This window comes from Paenibacillus sp. FSL P2-0322 (assembly GCF_037975315.1).
GTDB classification, from domain to species: domain Bacteria; phylum Bacillota; class Bacilli; order Paenibacillales; family Paenibacillaceae; genus Paenibacillus; species Paenibacillus polymyxa_B.
Window position 1 is genome coordinate 4,521,578 of record NZ_CP150243.1, and the last position, 17,180, is coordinate 4,538,757.

Genomic DNA, 17,180 nt, shown 5'->3' on the forward strand with positions numbered 1-17,180 from the left:
ATATAGCTTGCCCCAGTAGGCTGTAAACAATCATAACTTAAAACAACTCATGCCTGATCGAATCAGTAACACGTTTAATGTTCAGTTGTTGTCTTCCTCATTGCAAAATTGATTATAGCACCCCGCTAAATGCGAGGCAATACTTTTTTATTCCGGTTTTATCACTTTTGTTGCTCCCCCTGCTCTTTGCGTTGGGACAACCGCTGCAGATGCATTGTCAAATAACTAACCTCAGCTGGATACACAGATTTACGGAGTCTTTTCTCCATAATTTTCGTGAGCTTCCAGGCCAGCATATACATTTCCGGGTACTCCTCATTCAAAAGCTTGTCCAATCGATAAATCTCCTGCACAATTTCTCCCCGGCGCACACGTTCAATCGCAAACCTCAGATGAGTTAGCAGTCGAGAATAATCAAGAGATTGGAGAGGAATACGATAATCCAGTGTGGTCTCGACAACCTGAACCATATCCGCAATCAGACGAGAATCCTTCCTCACCTCGGAGATATGCTGGTTTGTCATGGCGCTATAAATATGCAGGGCCACGAATCCGATTTCATCTTCTCCCAGATCTACATCCATCTTATCCCTGATTAGAGCAACAGCCTGCTCAGCCATCTTGTATTCCTGAGGATATATTTCCCTAGTCTCATACAAAAACGGATTATGAATCGTAATTCCCTGTTTATGACGGTTGATGGAAAAAGCGATATGGTCAGTTAAAGCAATCAGTATGTGCTCATTTAGAGGCTTCTTTGCTTGAAGCTGAACAAGATGAAGTACCTCACCGATGACCTCAATGAGCTTTTCATCCAGCTCAGGAAGCAACCGTTTGTATTGCTCCTGTTCTTCATGGCTTTTTAATATAAATAATTTTTCAACTGAATCCAACGGCATAAGATCACCGGGTCTGCGATTGAAACCGATTCCTTTTCCAATCACAACAACCTCATCATGCTCGGGATGCATCCCTATAATCACATTGTTATTCAGCGCTTTGGCCACTTTTAGGCTGCTCACATCCGCACCTCTTTTATCAGAACCTTGATCCTAAGAATTATAGCATGAAGCTCAGAGGAATCCACGTTAAAGTACCAAATATTCGGCTAAAGGTCAATAAAAAGAAAACGCTTTTCATCACATTGCCGGGAAATGCTGTGATGAAAAGCGGTCTTTTGGTTAGGGGTAGATGCTCCCTAAAGACTTACCGTTATTCTTTATCTGTTAGTGCTGCCTCCACCGAGGCTGGAAGATGCTGCTTATTCCCTTCACCGGAGGACGGCACGGAATGAAGGCCTTTTTTCCCAGTCGTCAGCCCCTTGATTAACTGCTCCACATCAATGCCGGATACACTCTTCAGCATCTCAGGTGCCGTAGCCATCAGTTCGGTGACATAATTGCTGACACGCGCTGCTCCTTCTCCTTTTCCCGTATCAACTACGGTGAGTTTATCAATGGACGCAATCGGTTCGGCAATACGTCCAGCCAGATCAGGCAACATTTTTACGATAATATCGAGCACGGCGGCCTCTCCAAACTTCTGGAACGCCTCCGCCAGTTTTTCCTTGGCCTCCGCTTCTGCAAGTCCACGCAAACGGATGACATCTGCGTCTGCCGTACCTTTGGCGCGTTCGGCATCCGCTTCTGCTTGCCCGTTGAGACGTTTTTGTTCAGCTGACGCTTTAGCCTGTGTCTCAATCGAGTATTGCAGCGATTCAGCCTCACGCATTTTACGCGATTTATCTGCTTCCGCCGCTTGTTCGACCGCATACCGATCGGCTTCTGCCTTCTTTTTCACTTCCGCATCATATTGCTTTTCACGTACCTGTATTTCCTTGGATTGAAGATCAATTTCCCGTTCTTTGCGCACCAGCTCGACCTTCATCTGCTCCTCGACAGCAGTCTGCTTGGCACGGGCCTCCTGGATGTGATAAGCCTGATCGGCTTCTGCCTTCGCTGTATCCTGTTCTTTCTTAAACGAAGCCACTTTCAGTTCCTTCTCCTTGGCTGCCTCCGCAATGTTGGTATCCCGCAGCAGTTCGGCCTTCTGGCCTTCCTGTTCCGCACGCGCCTTTTGAATCCGGGCATCCCGCACAGCCTCGGCTTCTGCAATCTCAGCATCCCGTTTCACAGCGGCAATTCTCGGCTTACCAAGCGCATCCAGATATCCGTGCTTATCACGCACATCTTTGATGGTGAATGAAACGATTTGCAAGCCCATCTTTTTCAGATCACGAGCAGCCACGCCTTGCACTTCCTGCGCAAACCGATCCCGATTACGATAAACTTCTTCCACTGTCATCGAGCCGAGGATTGCGCGTAAATGCCCCTCCAGCACTTCCTGGGCCTCTCCCCTAAGAGCTTCCAGTGGCTTCCCGATGAACTGCTCGGCTGCTGTAGCTACATCCTCAATAGAACTGCCGACCTTGATGATCGCCACACCATCCGCAATCACAGGAACTCCTTGTTCCGTATACACTTCCGGTGTGGTTACGTCCAGTTTATGGGACAACAGAGAGATGAATTCGGACTGCTGAAAAATAGGCCAAATGAAGGCCCCCCCGCCGCGTACAATTTTAATTTTTCGTCCAGAGTCATCCTCGGAAATATTTTTATTTCCTAGAAAAGAACCCGTCACGATCATTCCTTCATCCGGCCCTACCGTTTTGTAACGGGCCCAAAAAGCGATCCCTAATATAACGATAACGATGACAACAATCCCAGGGACCAACACAATATCTTGCAAATTTGACACTCCCGATCACGCTCCCTTCAAGTTAAGCGAATGCGCCGTCTATGTGTCCAGGTACGCTACGCGGACGACGCCCTCTGCGACCTCAACCACGACGATACGGGTTCCCGCAGCAAGCGGTTTGTGATCGAAGCTAGATGCTGTATGTATGGTGTTGCCTGCACCCAAGCGGATCATAACCTCCCCGTAACCAACCTCAGGTACAGGAATGGTGACCTCACCGATCCGGCCAGTCAGCTCACGCATGGAGAAGCCGCTGGATACCTCCGAATTCGCCATGGGTTTGATAAACGCAAAGAACACGAGTATTCCGATGACAAACGCAATCCCTAAAGCAAGCACGACGACCCACCCCATGCTCAGCCCAGTATACTTTGTCAGCAGTACTCCAGCTCCGCCAAAAGCGGTCATGGCTCCAAGTAAAACGACAGGTCTGAACCAATCGAGGCCCGGTAGCTCCAATGCACCATCCAGCCAACCACCGAGTACATCTCCAATCAGCACACTGACTACGGTAAAGATAGCGCCCCCTGCCAATAACCACCAAAATATGGTTTCCATGCGACTCCTCCTTCCATGTACCTTTTCAGTCTGGTTTCCAGTCTATAACTATGTTTACGTATTCAACCTTAAAAAGTTTCAAAATTTTCCTCCAAAATCCCAAATCAAACCCAAAAAAGCACGTTCGTACGTCTAATGACGCACAAACGTGCTTAAAATGATACAAATGTCAGTTTACAGAGATGCTTTGTAAATTTCGACTACATCTTCGCGATTGAGCTTATTAAAGCCACCAAAAGATCCAAATTTCACAGCTTTATCAGCCATAACATCGATTTTGGACGCATCAATATCGTAATCAGCCAGACGGCTTGGTGCACCAATCGAGTTCCAGAAATCACGCAACGCCTGAATACCTTCCAACGCCACTTCTTCATCACTCTTGCCTTCTGGTTTCACATGGAACACATTGACCGCCAGTTGCTTGAAGCGTTCAGGCTTCACATGCAAATTGTGTTTCATCCAGTTCGGGAACAGAATAGCCAGTCCTCCACCATGTGGAATATCATAAACAGCAGACACCGCATGTTCGATATTGTGAGTAGCCCAGTCACCTGTCAGCCCCATATTCAGGAAGCCGTTCAGCGCCATCGTACCACAATACATAATCGTTTCACGCAGCTCGTAGTTTTCCAGATCGTTGACCAGACCTGGAGCCGCATCCATGACCGTACGCAAAATCGTTTCGCACCAGCCAAGTTGGACCGGAGTATTGGATTCCAAATGGAAATAATGCTCCAGCGTATGTGACATCATATCTACGATTCCGTAAACGGTTTGATTTTGTGGCAGTGAGTATGTGTTCACAGGATCAAGAATAGAAAACGCAGGGAACGCAAATACGCTGCCCCAGCCCAATTTTTCCTGTGTTTTTTCATTTGTAATAACAGAACCCGCATTCATTTCAGAACCGGTAGCTGCCATGGTCAAAACCGTACCTAGTGGCAATGCTGCCTGTGGTGCCGCTTTACGCTCTGCAAAATCCCACATGTCGCCATCATATTTTGCACCAACAGCAATGGCTTTGGAGCAATCCAGCACACTACCACCGCCTACAGCCAGAACGAGGTCGATTTGATGTGTTTTACACAATTCAACGCCTTTATGTACTGTAGATAAGCGAGGATTCGGTTCTACACCAGCCAGTTCCGTTACCTCTGCACCGATTTCACCAAGCAAACTTATTACATTATCGTACAAACCGCTGCGCTTAATGCTGCCGCCGCCATATACAAGCAGTACACGTTTACCATATTTAGGAACTTCACGCTTGAGAGCCTCCAATTGTCCTTTACCGAAGATCAATTGTGTAGGATTATAAAATTCGAATGCTTTCATCGCAAACGCTCGCCTCCAATAGTTCTAAAGTTTAATGTTAAGAAACTACTCTATTATAACCTTTTCGGTTACAGGAAACAAATCTGCTTTATTTTCAGAAAAAAACCACACTCCTTGAGGAGCATGGTTCCATGTCATATCTTGGGAGGGTTCTCGTAGAGTATTATGTGCTGCGCAAGCAATTTTATTCTCCCAAAGTATATCCCAATTGTTTCATAAAACGACCAAAGGCCTGATGACCGGACGGATTTCGTTTATACACTCCTGCATGCTCTAAAATTTCACTGAATTTCAGTCCAACCTCATTTTGTACGGTACGAACAGCCGTCTCCTTGTCAGGCAAACGACCGAACCGGGTGTTTAACTGATAAATCCAGTCTGCATGCTTAAACAGTGGATGTCCTTCCTGCTGCATAGCCACAGCCAGCTTGTCATCCCCACACAAAATATCTGCAATTCCATCCAGTTCATCCTTGAGCCGCCCCGGTAATATGGCAAGTCCCATAACTTCGATCAGACCGATATTTTCCTTCTTGATGTGATGCATCTCGCGGTGAGGATGGAAAATACCTTCCGGATACTCTTCACTCGTTCGGTTGTTACGCAGTACGAGATCCATCTGGTACCTGCCTTCGGCATCACGGCGCACAATCGGCGTCACGGTATTATGCGGAATCGTTTCCCCTTCCTGCTCTGTATGAGAGAGGACATCAGCTACAGGATCACTAAAAGCTTTCCAGGCTTCAAAAGCAGCATTTCCCGCTTCCAACAACGCCTCGGCATCTGTTGACGTAAAACGGATGACCGACATCGGCCAGTTTACAATCCCTGCTGTAACCTGTGGGAACGCTTCATTATGGTATATGCCGTCCACACCCGCTTTTTCAATTGGGAATGTATGACGACCACCCTGAAAATGATCATGGGTCAGAATCGATCCGCCGACAATCGGCAGATCCGCATTGGAGCCAATAAAATAATGCGGAAACGCTTTCGTAAAGGCCAGCAATCGGCGCAGTGTATCCTTCGTAAGCTTCATCGGTACATGATCATGATGGAACACAATGCAGTGCTCGTTGTAATACACATAGGGTGAATATTGAAAAAACCACGGTTCCCCATTCAATTCCACCGGAATGATGCGCAAATTTTGACGGGACGGATGATTTACTCTTCCTGCATATCCGACGTTTTCACGGCATAATTGACACTTGGGATAAACAGGCGGCGGCAAAAGCTTCGCCATCGCAATTTCCTTGGGACTTTTTTCTGGCTTGGACAAATTAATCGTGATTTCCATATCTCCGTAAGATGTCGACTGATTCCAGTACACATTGCTAGCAACCCGATCCATTCGAATGTAGTTCGAATCGATGGATAATTGATAAAAAGCATCTGTCGCCGCCTCTATGCCACGTTCAGCCTCCGTTTGATGAAAGTCACGGATGACTTCAGACGGTCTCGCCATCAGCAGTCCCATGATTTTGGAATCAAGCAAATCGCGATACGTATCTGTGTTTTCAGGGATAAGTCCTATGGCAAAACCATAATCTATCAATACATTAAGCACAGGCTGGAGAGCTTCGAGGGCCATAACGCCCCCTGCTTCCCCACCTGAATAAGGCTCCGAAAACCCAAACTGCTCCAACAGCAGATTACGGCTGTAATCTGTATCTTGCGGACCGATCAAGCCCTTGTTTTGTGCGAATGCAACCAGTTGCTCCACCGCATATAGAGCCGATTGCTGTACAGTTTCGTCGATGTCATTGGCCAGATGCCGGGAATGTTCCCGGCCTTGGCCTTTATCTGCGGATTGGCGCTCGCTCATATGTCATCGTCTCCCGTCTATTCGTCGCCGTAGCCGTGAGGGTGCGACTGATGCCATCCCCATGCTCCGCTAATAATGTCCTCTAGTTGGGTACGTGCTGGACTCCAGCCCAACACCGAACGAGCCTTGTCAGAAGATGCAACCAATATCGCTGGATCGCCTGCGCGGCGTGGCTCTGTAACAACTGGAATGTCGAGCCCAGTGACCTTGCGTGCCGTCTCAATAACTTCTTTCACAGAGAAGCCCTGCCCGTTGCCCAGGTTGAATACGTTGCTGTCATTGCCTTCGCGCAAGTAATTTACTGCACGCACATGAGCATCCGCCAGGTCACTCACGTGAATGTAATCCCGAACACACGTGCCGTCAGGTGTCGCATAATCCTCACCAAACACAGCGATGTGTGGACGCTGTTTCAGGGCTGTCTGGAGCACTAACGGGATCAGATGGCTTTCTGGTCGGTGATCTTCACCGATCTTGCCGCTCTCATGCGCACCAGCAGCATTAAAATACCGTAAAGACACATATTTGATGCCTAGAACTTTATCAAACCACGACATCATGCGCTCCATCATCAGCTTTGTTTCACCATACACGTTGGTTGGCTCTGTACGGTCTCCCTCTTCAATCGGTACCTTTTCCGGTTCGCCGTAGGTAGCCGCAGTAGAGGAAAACACGATTCGGCGCACTCCAGCATCCTTCATTGCCTCCAGCAAGCTCAGCGTGCCAAATACATTGTTGTCGTAATATTTACCAGGATTTTGCATACTTTCTCCAACCAGCGAGTTGGCTGCAAAATGGATAACTGCGTCGATACTATTTTCAGAGAACAGTTTGGACAGTAGTTCTTTATCCCTCAAATCCCCTTCATACAACTTGCCTCCAAGCAATGCTGCTTTGTGCCCGGTTTGCAAATTATCCAGCACCACAACTTTTTCTCCCAGATCCAACAATTCTGCTACGGTATGTGAACCGATATATCCAGCTCCACCTGTGACTAAAATGGCCATGTTATTCGTCCTCCTTCAGTTCTTTAACTCCGTCTCCTGCCTTGCATACATAAAAGCTGGCTTCCAGCCCTGTGCGGGTCTGATAAGCTTCGCCGACTTCCTTCACAAAACGTTCCACATCGTTCTCATGAACCAATGAAACCGTACAACCTCCAAATCCGGCTCCTGTCATACGAGCACCCAGCGTGCCAGGAATGCGTCGTGCTTCTTCAACCATGACGTCCAGCTCCGTGCAGCTGACCTCATACAAATCGCGTAATGAATCATGAGAAGCATTCATTAACTGACCAAAAGCTGCAAGTTCATTCGCCGCGAGAGCATCAACAGAGGCCAACACACGAGCGTTTTCCTCCACCACATGCTGTGCCCGCCGACGCACTGTTTCGTCCGCGATGTGATGCTGAAGCTCTCCGAAACGCGCCTCATCCAGCTGAGCGAGGTATTCCAGTGACGGTTCCTGCTGCTGCAAAATGGACAGTGCTTCGGCACACTGGCTACGACGCTCGTTATAGGCTGAGTCCACCAAACCGCGACGCTTGTTTGTATTGCCGATCACGAGCTTATAAGCCCCCGTGCGGAATGGCACTTTACGGTAATCCAGCGTATCGCACATCAGTAGAATTGCATGATCAGCTGCTCCGTTCGCTACAGCGAACTGGTCCATAATGCCGCAATTGACACCAACATAATTGTTTTCTGCCCGCTGGGACAACAAAGCGATTTCGACCGTATCTGTTTCCTGTTTTTCGATCGTGAGAAACGCGTATCCTGTAACAACCTCAATGGAGGCTGAGGAGGATAATCCAGCACCATTCGGTATTTCTCCATGATAGAGCAGGTCATATCCGTTAGACGGATAAACTCCCTTTTCAGCCAACTCCACCAGCACACCCACCGGATAGTCCACCCACTCATCCGTTTTGTTTTTACCTATTTCTCCACGGGGGATAGACACTTCATACGACAGGTTTGTTGAAGCAAAATGAATTTCATCATCATTGCGCGCACGAAGGATTAGCGTCGTTCCGAATTCCAGCGCAGCCGGGAGTACATAACCACCGTTATAGTCGATATGCTCTCCAATCAGATTGACACGTCCAGGTGCATGAAATATCCGCAGTTCATTGCTGCTTTCACCATATTTTTCAATAAAATGTTTCTTTAATTCAGTAGAGTTCATATCCGCATCCACCTCATATACCGTTAGTAAAGGCCCTCCTGATTTCCCTGTAACATCTTAATCAGGTTGACATCTCTTATGATTTCAGTATAAATGAAAGCGTCACACGATGTAATGCATCCATGTGTTTAAGCTATGGATAAATGTGACTTGGATATGTACAATGTAAGTATACCGCATCCGCTAAACCATTCACAAATGCAGGAAGGATGACCCTATTTTGCAAGCGCATTCATATAGTTATGCCGTTGCCTCTAATCCGGTGTTTTATGAAAATAGCCCGCTGCATGTGCTTTTTGCAGGAGAGAGCCAAACCAAATCCGGTCATGCCGTGGGGCCGAAAATCTATGATTACTATCTGCTACACTTTGTAGAATCGGGCAGAGGTATCTTCCGAACGGAACAGCACACATATCAGCTTGAAGAAAACGATTTTTTCCTTATTCATCCCGGTCAGCTGGTGAGCTATACCTCTGATGAAGAGAAACCGTGGCGTTATCGTTGGTCTGCGTTTACCGGGCACCATACTGAGCAGGTGGTGCAGGAGGCCGGGCTACGTGTTCACCAGCCTGTCTTTCATGCTTCCGATCAAAGTCCCATCCCCGGTTATTTGGAGCAAATGCAATTGGCCTTTTATAGCAGAAAATCTAGTTCTCATCTATCAGCCTTGGGCTATTTGTATCTGATTATGGGGGAAGCAGGCAATTACCTGAGTGACTGGACTGATCCGTCCGGGGCGGATTCGCAAATTCAACGTACAGTCAAGCAGATGGTGCAATATATGTCCACTCAGTACGCACATCCCGTTTCCATTGAGCAAATGTCTGAAGGACTTGGTTATAATCGTGCATATTTGTCACGGATATTCAAAAAGGAAACGGGCATCTCCCCCGTCACCTATCTGCTTAAGCTAAGAATCGACAAATCACGTCAACTGCTGCGTGAGCGTCCTGAATTATCGGTAGAGCAAGTGGCCGCTTCGGTCGGACTAACCGATGCCTTATATTTCTCACGTCAATTCAAGCGCTTCTGCGGTCAGTCTCCAACCGAGTACCGAAGCAAGGTTAAGCAATACCCACAGTCGTAAAGCAGGCTTAAACAGCCCGCATCCTTCAAACGGATGCGGGCTGTTGGTTATATATTGTATAAAAGGATGCGAAATTAGGCCGATGACTACAGATTAACTTTCACCATTAGGCTGTGCCGCCGTCCTGTCAGTTCCCGGCATTCAGAATCGAATCAATTCGATCCAGTTCCTCCTGAGAAAAGTCCAGATTGGATAAGGTAGCAACATTTTCTTCAATTTGGCTTACACGGCTTGCCCCAATCAAGACAGAGGTCAGACGTTCGCCGCGCAGAGCCCAGGCCAGCGAGAATTGAGCCAAACTTTGTCCGCGTGCAGCAGCCATCTGATTCAAGGCGCGTACCTTGCGAAGTGTCTCTGGCGTTACATGGTTCTCATTCAGGAAAACCGATGTACTCGCTGCACGTGAATCCTCGGGGATTCCGTTCAAATATTTATTGGTCAGCAATCCCTGAGCCAGCGGGCAAAAGGCAATGCTGCCTACCCCGTTTTCGTCCAGTACATCTTGTAATCCGCTTTCAATCCAGCGGTCGAGCAAGGAGTATTTCGGCTGATGAATCAGAAGCGGTGTTCCCAGCTCCTTCAGAATGCGAGCTGCTTCTGCTGTTTGCTCCGCACTATAATTGGACACACCCACATACAGCGCTTTGCCGGATCGTACGATATGATCCAGTGCTCCCATCGTTTCTTCCAGCGGCGTATTAGGATCAAATCGGTGAGAGTAGAATATATCGACATAGTCCAGCCCCATCCGCTTCAGGCTCTGATCCAGACTGGATATCATATACTTGCGAGATCCCCAGTCACCATAAGGCCCTGCCCACATATTGTAGCCCGCTTTGGTGGAGATGACCAACTCATCCCGGTACGGTTTCATATCACTGGCTAAGACTTGTCCAAAAAATTCCTCAGCTGATCCCGCAGGAGGGCCATAGTTATTAGCTAAATCAAAATGCGTAATTCCTAGATCAAAGGAGCGGGTAATCATGCTACGGCCATTCTCCGCGTTGTTAATCCCGCCAAAATTGTGCCACAAGCCCAGCGAAATAGCCGGCAGTTTTAGACCTGATCTCCCTGTACGGTTATATTTCATACTTTCATAACGATCTTCGCCAGCTAAATAAACCATGCTATCCCAGCCTCTCTCGAAACATTGTAATGTCCATCACAACATCATCATAGCGCTTTTATCCAGGCGTTGACAAGAAAACGATTACAGACCTAATTGATGAGCAAGTTTTTCCATAACTTTACCGATTGGATCGGTGATCAAAAGATCCGCCTTATGATCATATGAGGTGGGATCTGTATTCAGCAGCACCGTATGTTTACCACGAAAATAAGTAATCAAGCCCGCAGCAGGATGTACTGTCAGCGACGTTCCTCCAATTAACAGCAAATCAGCCTGCGAAATAGCCTGAACGGATTGATTAATGGTATCCTGATTCAGCTCCTCCTCATATAAAACGACATCCGGTTTGATAATTCCTCCATCTATCGGACATTTGGGTACAACCTCAGAGCTGTTCATCACTTCATCTAGACTGTAAAAGCGTCCGCATTCCATACAGTGGTTGCGATGCACCGAGCCATGAAGTTCTAGTACATTCACACTACCTGCCGCCTGATGTAATCCGTCAATATTTTGTGTCACAACCGCTTTAAGGAGGCCTTGCTTTTCCAATAACGCGAGGAAATGATGGCAACCGTTCGGCTCCGCATCGGGATGCAGCATTTTGCTACGATAGAAGTCGAAGAACACTTCGGGATGCTTCACAAAAAATGAACGGCTCAGCATAACCTCAGGGGAATAAGGCAATTTCTCCTCACTTTGATACAGGCCTGCTGCCGAACGAAAATCCGGAATACCGCTTTCCGTCGATGTCCCTGCTCCGCCGAAAAAAACAACATTCTGCGATTGCTGTATCCATTCCGCCAACGTATTAACTTTCATACCCTACGCACCTCCAGCTCTTCATATCCACGAACAACCTTATCCGCATCCAGCAAATGACCAGAACGTTCTGCTTCTGGCGCAAATCCAATAGCGAGCCGTACTCCGGCACGCTTGCCCATCTGCATATCCCCATTGCTGTCTCCGATGACTACCACGTCCGCCGGCGACAATCCTAGTAACGCGCAGGCTTTTTCAGCCATTTCCGGGTCAGGCTTGCCGTATGTAACCCTATCGTGTCCGATGACCTCGTCAAAATAGGATGTCAGCCCCATCCACTCCAAATGCTCCTGTGCTGCCTCTGTACTGTCAGAGGTCACAACCGCCAGCTTCAGCCCGGCATGGCGGCTTTGCTCAAGCAACGTCCGCAACCCTGGAAACACCTTCGCTGCCCGATGTCGCCGAATATCAGCCATCGCCGTTTTATTAAAGTCGCGGACAAGCTGTACCGCTTCATTCCACGGTACACCAGCAGTATAAAGCTGCCAAGCCAGTACCCCCGTACTTTCGTCCACCGTCCCCATGGCTAGTGGGCCAGAAGGATCGTAACCGATCACACGTCCCTCTAGATCGTGAACAGTACCTAGAACGGTACCTTTTTCCACCGTAAAACCGGCTCCCGCCACGGTAAGATGCTGCTCCATCATATCCAGTATAGAACGAGCCCAGGGGCCCCACAACTGAATAAAATCCAGCAACGTTCCATCTTTATCCAATAAAATACCACGGCATGGGTACCGCTCCCCCTGCACGATCAGCTCAGACATGCAGCACACCTCCTTTACTGATTCTTAGAAGCCACATCCACACTCTCTTTCATCCAGTCCTGTAAAGCCGTTACCGTCTGATTCCATTGCTCGGCAGCGCTAATTTTTGCAGGATTATCCCCTTTTTGGACACCATAACTGCCGAATTGGGCATGATTTCCCCCTTCGACTGTAAAATACAGCGTGTTGGCTGGTAAATAAGTTCTTCCACTTTGGACATTTTCCATCTGGACGACTCCATCATCACTTCCCAGTAGAGAAATAACGGGCAGATTTTTATCCTTTAAATTACCCTTGTTATCCGGGTAGGAGGCGAGGAAAAATACACCTTTGACCTGATCAGGATGTGCAGCTGCATATCGGGCCGCCATCACACCGCCTAACGAATGGCCTCCAATAACAAACGCTTCTTTCGGATATGCCTTTAGCACTTCATTCGCTAAATCCGGGGAGATCAATGCAAGGTTGAGTGGCATTTTTGCAATGATCACATGATGACCCTTTTCCGCCAGACGGCGTGCCAAGGGCGCATAACTTTCGGGCTTCACCAACGCACCTGGATACAAAATGACTCCGGCTCCGCTTCTTTTTGCAGGCTCAAAACCGACCCAATGTTCTTGTTCATTTACTTTCACAGCATCCGCTACTTCAGCTAATGCAGCAGCAGCCGTCTCGTCAGGCTGATAAGGCGTAAACACCTTCCATGCTCCCCACCCTGCGATCAGTGCAATAACAATCAGGATGCCTAAGAGAACTTTCCATATTTTCCGAGGACCACGTGTCCCATATGAATTGTATGATCTTCTTGTTCTTCTTCTCATTGTAAAAGTTCCTTTCGCCTTTCGTACCTCGTAATTCGTAATTTGAATATAAAATGTATCGCTGTATTCATCAGCGTAACTAGCCTTGTTAGGGTAACATCGTTGCACATACAGGGTCAAATCAGCATACATTTCCACGTCTTAGCCCATCTTTGTCCGGTGTTCAAGCTTTCGCCACACAATAAGGTTATGATAACGCTTACTATTGTGAATAAAATCACAATAGTAATGTCCAGAGTATCGTACCTTGTTCCTTGTAAAGAATTATTTTTTAAATAGTTTAGTCGGCAGAAGCCGTTCGGAGGGAAACACATGACGACAAGCCATGATGTACAAGGGGAAAGCTTCTTTCTCAATTTGCGATTTCTGTTGATCATATGCGTATTTGCAGGGAATGCTCTGGAGCCTCTAGTCGGTTCACTTCATATTGCCCAACAATGGTTCAGCTGGATATTCATGTTTCATATGCCGTTGTTTGTACTCGTTACAGGCTACTTTGCCCAAACTTCTTTGACCGGATCAGCAGGCCGAAAAGTTCTGCTTCAGATCGGTATGCAATATCTTATTTTTCAATCGCTCTATTCGATCTTGGATGTTGCACTCTTCCACGTTCCCCATATCCATCATTCGTTCTTTGCTCCTTATCTGCTACTCTGGTTCCTTGCCAGCCATATCTGTTGGAGACTGCTGATGCTGTCTTTTCAGAAAATACCACCTGTCCTCCAATTGGGTATATCCGTGCTGCTGGGTATCCTCGTCGGGTATCTCCCTGTGGATGGTATATGGCTGAGCGTATGCAGAACCTTTGTTTATTTGCCTTACTTTGTAGCAGGTTATCATTTGAATTATGCAGACGTTCGACGGTTCTTCACAGCTCCAGTCCGCATAATCGCTGGCGTTGTATCTCTTCTGCTTATGGTACTGGCGGGAACGTCGTATTTCGGCATCCCGGCAGGCTGGCTGTATGGCAACATGACTTACGGTGAATTGGGCCATACCGAATGGTACGCAGGAATTTACCGCATCGGCATTTATGGAGTTCAATGGATAGCATCCATGGCGTTCCTAAGCTTTGTTCCAGCTGTCACAGGACGTATAACCGAGATGGGGAGACGGACACTATATGTCTTTTTACTCCATGGCTTGATCGTCCGTACCGTCGTTGCAAAGGGAGTCTACGAGTATATAGATACTCCAGTGGAAGTCATGTTGATTGTAGTGTGTGCTGCAGGTCTGTGCTGTATGTTGACCATGCCTTGGGTTCGAACTGCAACACGACCTCTGATTGAGCCACAGGTAGAGTGGATGCTAAAGCCAGCTCCTTATCCTTTTAGACGGTCCGCGTAATCTTTTTATCCATTTTTTATTTAACATTGAACACGCGACAACCCACTCACAGACGAACATGTAAGCGAGTCTACCCCCTCTTTACTCCACTTGGAGCCTGTTTCATACAGGCGTGATGTGGTAAGTAAAGGATGCGCGCAACAAAAAACAACTTTTTTATTAAGGAGTGATTTGTAATGGCACGTAATCAAAATCAGGGGAAAATGAGTCGCGAAGAAGCAGGTCGTATGGGTGGAGAAGCTACTTCCAAGAAGCACAATAAGGAATTTTATCAGGAGATTGGTAAAAAAGGCGGGGAAGCAACCGCAAACTCTCACGATAAAGAATTTTATCAGGAAATCGGCAAAAAAGGCGGCGATGCTACAGCTGAGTCGCATGACAAAAATTTCTACAGAGACATCGGTCGTAAAGGCGGCAGAAATTAAGGTGTAATATCATATTCCGCCCTCCTTTAACATAAAACAAGCTTGAGCCCATTCGCTTTATTGCGGAATGGGCTCTTTCATATTTTACCTGATACGCAAACATGTCAGTATACATATTTCTAATATAATCAAATTCTAACTCTTCTAAATGCAATATATAGACAAATAAAACTGCTCATGTCTATATATTGTTGATTACAGAACCCTACTAGTACTTTTTCAAAATCTTCATATATGTAGAAAAAAGCTCACATCTATGATAGACTCTTTAGAAAACATCTGCGCTATTACGGCGTCCATTGAACGCCATACTATTTTTATACTTTGGGGGGAAACCAGCATCATGACAGCTAAGACGAAAATGCGTTCCGATATGATTAAAAAAGGCTTTGACCGCGCTCCTCACCGCAGCTTGCTGCGCGCAGCGGGTGTCAAGGAAGAAGATTTTGACAAACCGTTTATTGCGGTATGCAACTCGTATATTGATATCGTACCGGGCCACGTCCATTTGCAGGAATTCGGAAAAATTGTCAAGCAAGCCATTCGTGAGGCAGGCGGTGTACCTTTCGAGTTTAACACCATCGGTGTAGATGACGGCATTGCCATGGGTCACATCGGTATGCGTTATTCTCTGCCAAGCCGCGAAATTATAGCTGACTCTCTGGAAACTGTCGTTTCCGCTCACTGGTTTGATGGCATGGTTTGTATTCCTAACTGTGATAAAATTACCCCTGGCATGATGATGGGCGCATTGCGCGTTAACATTCCAACTATTTTCGTCAGCGGCGGTCCTATGAAAGCTGGTAAAGACAAGAACGGACGCTCTATTTCCCTGACCTCCGTCTTCGAAGGCGTAGGTGCATATCAGGCTGGTAAAATCGACGATCAAAGCTTGCTTGAATTAGAACAATATGGCTGTCCGACATGTGGCTCCTGTTCAGGGATGTTCACAGCGAATTCCATGAACTGTCTCGCAGAAGCGATGGGTCTGGCTATGCCGGGTAACGGCACCATTCTCGCAGTAGCAGAAGAACGTAAAGAATTCGTTAAACAATCTGCACGCCAATTGATGGAATTGATTAAGCTTGATCTTAAACCACGTGATATCGTGACTAAAGAGGCTATTGATAATGCATTTGCATTGGATATGGCAATGGGCGGTTCCACGAATACAGTATTGCATACATTGGCACTTGCCCATGAAGCAGAAGTTGACTACCCTATCGAACGTATTAATGAAGTCGCAAACCGCGTACCTCATTTGTCCAAATTGGCACCTGCTTCCGACTATCATATTGAGGATGTCCATAATGCAGGCGGCGTAAGCGCAGTGCTGAATGAATTGTTGAAGAAACCGGGCGCACTGCATGGAGACTGTATTACTGTGACCGGAAAAACCATTCGTGAAAACGTAGAAGGTCAGGAAATTCTGGATACTAACGTCATCCATAAACTGGACAACCCTTATTCTGAACGTGGCGGCCTAGCTGTATTATTCGGTAATCTGGCACCGCAAGGCTCCATCATTAAAGTCGGTGCAGTTGATCCTTCGGTTGGTGGTTATCACAAAGGTCCTGCTATCTGCTTTGATTCACAGGAAGATGCACTGGCAGGTATCGCCAACGGTAAAATTAATGAAGGACACGTTGTTGTTATCCGTTATGAAGGTCCAAAGGGCGGACCTGGTATGCCTGAAATGCTCGCTCCAACTTCACAAATCGTGGGCATGGGGCTTGGTGCCAAGGTGGGTCTGATTACAGACGGACGCTTCTCAGGTGCTTCCCGTGGTATCTCCATCGGTCATATTTCCCCCGAAGCAGCAGAAGGCGGACCTATCGCTTTTGTTGAGGACGGCGATATCATTGAGCTGGACTTGAACAATCGTAAGATTGAGCTCCACATTACGGACGAAGAATTCGAACGTCGTCGCGCCAACTGGAAAGGCTTCGAGCCGAAGGTAAAAACGGGTTACCTGGCACGTTATTCCAAGCTGGTAACGAACGCAAGTAACGGCGGAATTATGAAAATCTAAATGCGTTGCCAAGATAGGATTACTTTATAAACAGCTAAAAATCCTCTCGACCCTAACAAAGGATCGAGAGGATTTTTTTATT

At 47.2% G+C, this 17,180-nt stretch carries 15 protein-coding genes; 4 read left to right on the forward strand and 11 right to left on the reverse strand.

The genetic code is table 11. The features are described 5' to 3' along the window. Positions 1 to 161: 161 nt before the first annotated feature. The 7 genes from MKY24_RS19895 to MKY24_RS19925 all read right to left on the reverse strand — a co-directional run bounded on the left by MKY24_RS19895 (position 162) and on the right by MKY24_RS19925 (position 8,668). Positions 162 to 1,022 carry a PRD domain-containing protein gene (locus MKY24_RS19895; protein ID WP_023989882.1) on the reverse strand — a complete coding sequence of 287 codons (861 nt, stop codon included), beginning with the start codon at positions 1,020 to 1,022 and terminating at the stop codon, positions 162 to 164. A gap of 190 nt (positions 1,023 to 1,212) precedes the next feature. Continuing rightward, a complete protein-coding gene (locus tag MKY24_RS19900) occupies positions 1,213 to 2,748 on the reverse strand; it encodes a flotillin family protein (protein WP_028542452.1) in 1,536 nt (511 codons plus the stop codon). A gap of 48 nt (positions 2,749 to 2,796) precedes the next feature. After that, the gene (locus tag MKY24_RS19905) at positions 2,797 to 3,315 is read right to left on the reverse strand and encodes a membrane protease regulatory membrane protein (RefSeq protein WP_023989884.1); all 519 of its coding nucleotides are present in this window, start codon (positions 3,313 to 3,315) and stop codon (positions 2,797 to 2,799) included. Between the two features lie 174 nt (positions 3,316 to 3,489). Further along, entirely contained in the window at positions 3,490 to 4,653 is a 1,164-nt protein-coding gene (locus MKY24_RS19910) for an iron-containing alcohol dehydrogenase (RefSeq protein ID WP_023989885.1), read from the reverse strand. Positions 4,654 to 4,837: 184 nt separating this feature from the next. After that, positions 4,838 to 6,481 carry a UDP-glucose--hexose-1-phosphate uridylyltransferase gene (locus tag MKY24_RS19915; protein ID WP_339200713.1) on the reverse strand — a complete coding sequence of 548 codons (1,644 nt, stop codon included), beginning with the start codon at positions 6,479 to 6,481 and terminating at the stop codon, positions 4,838 to 4,840. A 17-nt stretch (positions 6,482 to 6,498) separates the two neighbouring features. Then, complete coding sequence (galE, locus tag MKY24_RS19920; protein ID WP_071558370.1) at positions 6,499 to 7,488, reverse strand: UDP-glucose 4-epimerase GalE; 990 nt, start codon at positions 7,486 to 7,488, stop codon at positions 6,499 to 6,501. Position 7,489: 1 nt separating this feature from the next. After that, positions 7,490 to 8,668, reverse strand: a complete 1,179-nt coding sequence (locus MKY24_RS19925; RefSeq protein ID WP_071558369.1) for a galactokinase — start codon at positions 8,666 to 8,668, stop codon at positions 7,490 to 7,492. 220 nt (positions 8,669 to 8,888) lie between these two features. On the opposite strand from MKY24_RS19925, the gene MKY24_RS19930 reads away from it, so the two are divergent. Beyond that, on the forward strand, positions 8,889 to 9,755 hold the full coding sequence (locus MKY24_RS19930; RefSeq protein ID WP_023989889.1) for an AraC family transcriptional regulator: 867 nt from the start codon (positions 8,889 to 8,891) through the stop codon (positions 9,753 to 9,755). Positions 9,756 to 9,882: 127 nt separating this feature from the next. On the opposite strand, the gene mgrA is transcribed toward MKY24_RS19930, so the two are convergent. The 4 genes from mgrA to MKY24_RS19950 form a co-directional block, all read right to left on the reverse strand. Beyond that, positions 9,883 to 10,881 carry an L-glyceraldehyde 3-phosphate reductase gene (gene mgrA, locus MKY24_RS19935; protein WP_068941994.1) on the reverse strand — a complete coding sequence of 333 codons (999 nt, stop codon included), beginning with the start codon at positions 10,879 to 10,881 and terminating at the stop codon, positions 9,883 to 9,885. 84 nt (positions 10,882 to 10,965) lie between these two features. Next, positions 10,966 to 11,706, reverse strand: coding sequence for an NAD-dependent protein deacylase (locus MKY24_RS19940; RefSeq protein ID WP_071558368.1), 741 nt, complete (start codon positions 11,704 to 11,706; stop codon positions 10,966 to 10,968). Next, positions 11,703 to 12,473, reverse strand: coding sequence for an HAD family hydrolase (locus tag MKY24_RS19945; RefSeq protein ID WP_068941990.1), 771 nt, complete (start codon positions 12,471 to 12,473; stop codon positions 11,703 to 11,705). The genes MKY24_RS19940 and MKY24_RS19945 overlap by 4 nt, the downstream gene beginning before the upstream one ends. A 14-nt stretch (positions 12,474 to 12,487) precedes the next feature. Next, complete coding sequence (locus MKY24_RS19950; protein ID WP_068942229.1) at positions 12,488 to 13,294, reverse strand: alpha/beta fold hydrolase; 807 nt, start codon at positions 13,292 to 13,294, stop codon at positions 12,488 to 12,490. 312 nt (positions 13,295 to 13,606) lie between these two features. Between MKY24_RS19950 and MKY24_RS19955 the strand changes: the two genes are divergently transcribed. The 3 genes from MKY24_RS19955 (at position 13,607) to ilvD (ending at position 17,098) form a co-directional block, all read left to right on the forward strand. Then, positions 13,607 to 14,641: an acyltransferase family protein gene (locus tag MKY24_RS19955; protein WP_023989893.1), complete on the forward strand. Its 1,035-nt coding sequence runs from the start codon at positions 13,607 to 13,609 to the stop codon at positions 14,639 to 14,641. A gap of 176 nt (positions 14,642 to 14,817) precedes the next feature. Then, a complete protein-coding gene (locus MKY24_RS19960) occupies positions 14,818 to 15,066 on the forward strand; it encodes a general stress protein (protein WP_023989894.1) in 249 nt (82 codons plus the stop codon). A 343-nt stretch (positions 15,067 to 15,409) separates the two neighbouring features. Continuing rightward, positions 15,410 to 17,098: a dihydroxy-acid dehydratase gene (gene ilvD / locus MKY24_RS19965; protein WP_023989895.1), complete on the forward strand. Its 1,689-nt coding sequence runs from the start codon at positions 15,410 to 15,412 to the stop codon at positions 17,096 to 17,098. The last annotated feature ends 82 nt before the right edge of the window (positions 17,099 to 17,180 follow it).

Bases quoted from the DNA above. Each gene is read 5' to 3' on its own strand.
- MKY24_RS19960 (WP_023989894.1), top strand. From the start codon at position 14,818: ATGGCACGTAATCAAAATCAGGGGAAAATGAGTCGCGAAGAAGCAGGT.
- MKY24_RS19925 (WP_071558369.1), bottom strand. From the start codon at position 8,668: ATGAACTCTACTGAATTAAAGAAACATTTTATTGAAAAATATGGTGAA.
- MKY24_RS19915 (WP_339200713.1), bottom strand. From the start codon at position 6,481: ATGAGCGAGCGCCAATCCGCAGATAAAGGCCAAGGCCGGGAACATTCC.
- mgrA (WP_068941994.1), bottom strand. From the start codon at position 10,881: ATGGTTTATTTAGCTGGCGAAGATCGTTATGAAAGTATGAAATATAAC.
- MKY24_RS19945 (WP_068941990.1), bottom strand. From the start codon at position 12,473: ATGTCTGAGCTGATCGTGCAGGGGGAGCGGTACCCATGCCGTGGTATT.
- MKY24_RS19905 (WP_023989884.1), bottom strand. From the start codon at position 3,315: ATGGAAACCATATTTTGGTGGTTATTGGCAGGGGGCGCTATCTTTACC.
- galE (WP_071558370.1), bottom strand. From the start codon at position 7,488: ATGGCCATTTTAGTCACAGGTGGAGCTGGATATATCGGTTCACATACC.
- MKY24_RS19950 (WP_068942229.1), bottom strand. From the start codon at position 13,294: ATGAGAAGAAGAACAAGAAGATCATACAATTCATATGGGACACGTGGT.
- MKY24_RS19940 (WP_071558368.1), bottom strand. From the start codon at position 11,706: ATGAAAGTTAATACGTTGGCGGAATGGATACAGCAATCGCAGAATGTT.
- ilvD (WP_023989895.1), top strand. From the start codon at position 15,410: ATGACAGCTAAGACGAAAATGCGTTCCGATATGATTAAAAAAGGCTTT.
- MKY24_RS19955 (WP_023989893.1), top strand. From the start codon at position 13,607: ATGACGACAAGCCATGATGTACAAGGGGAAAGCTTCTTTCTCAATTTG.
- MKY24_RS19910 (WP_023989885.1), bottom strand. From the start codon at position 4,653: ATGAAAGCATTCGAATTTTATAATCCTACACAATTGATCTTCGGTAAA.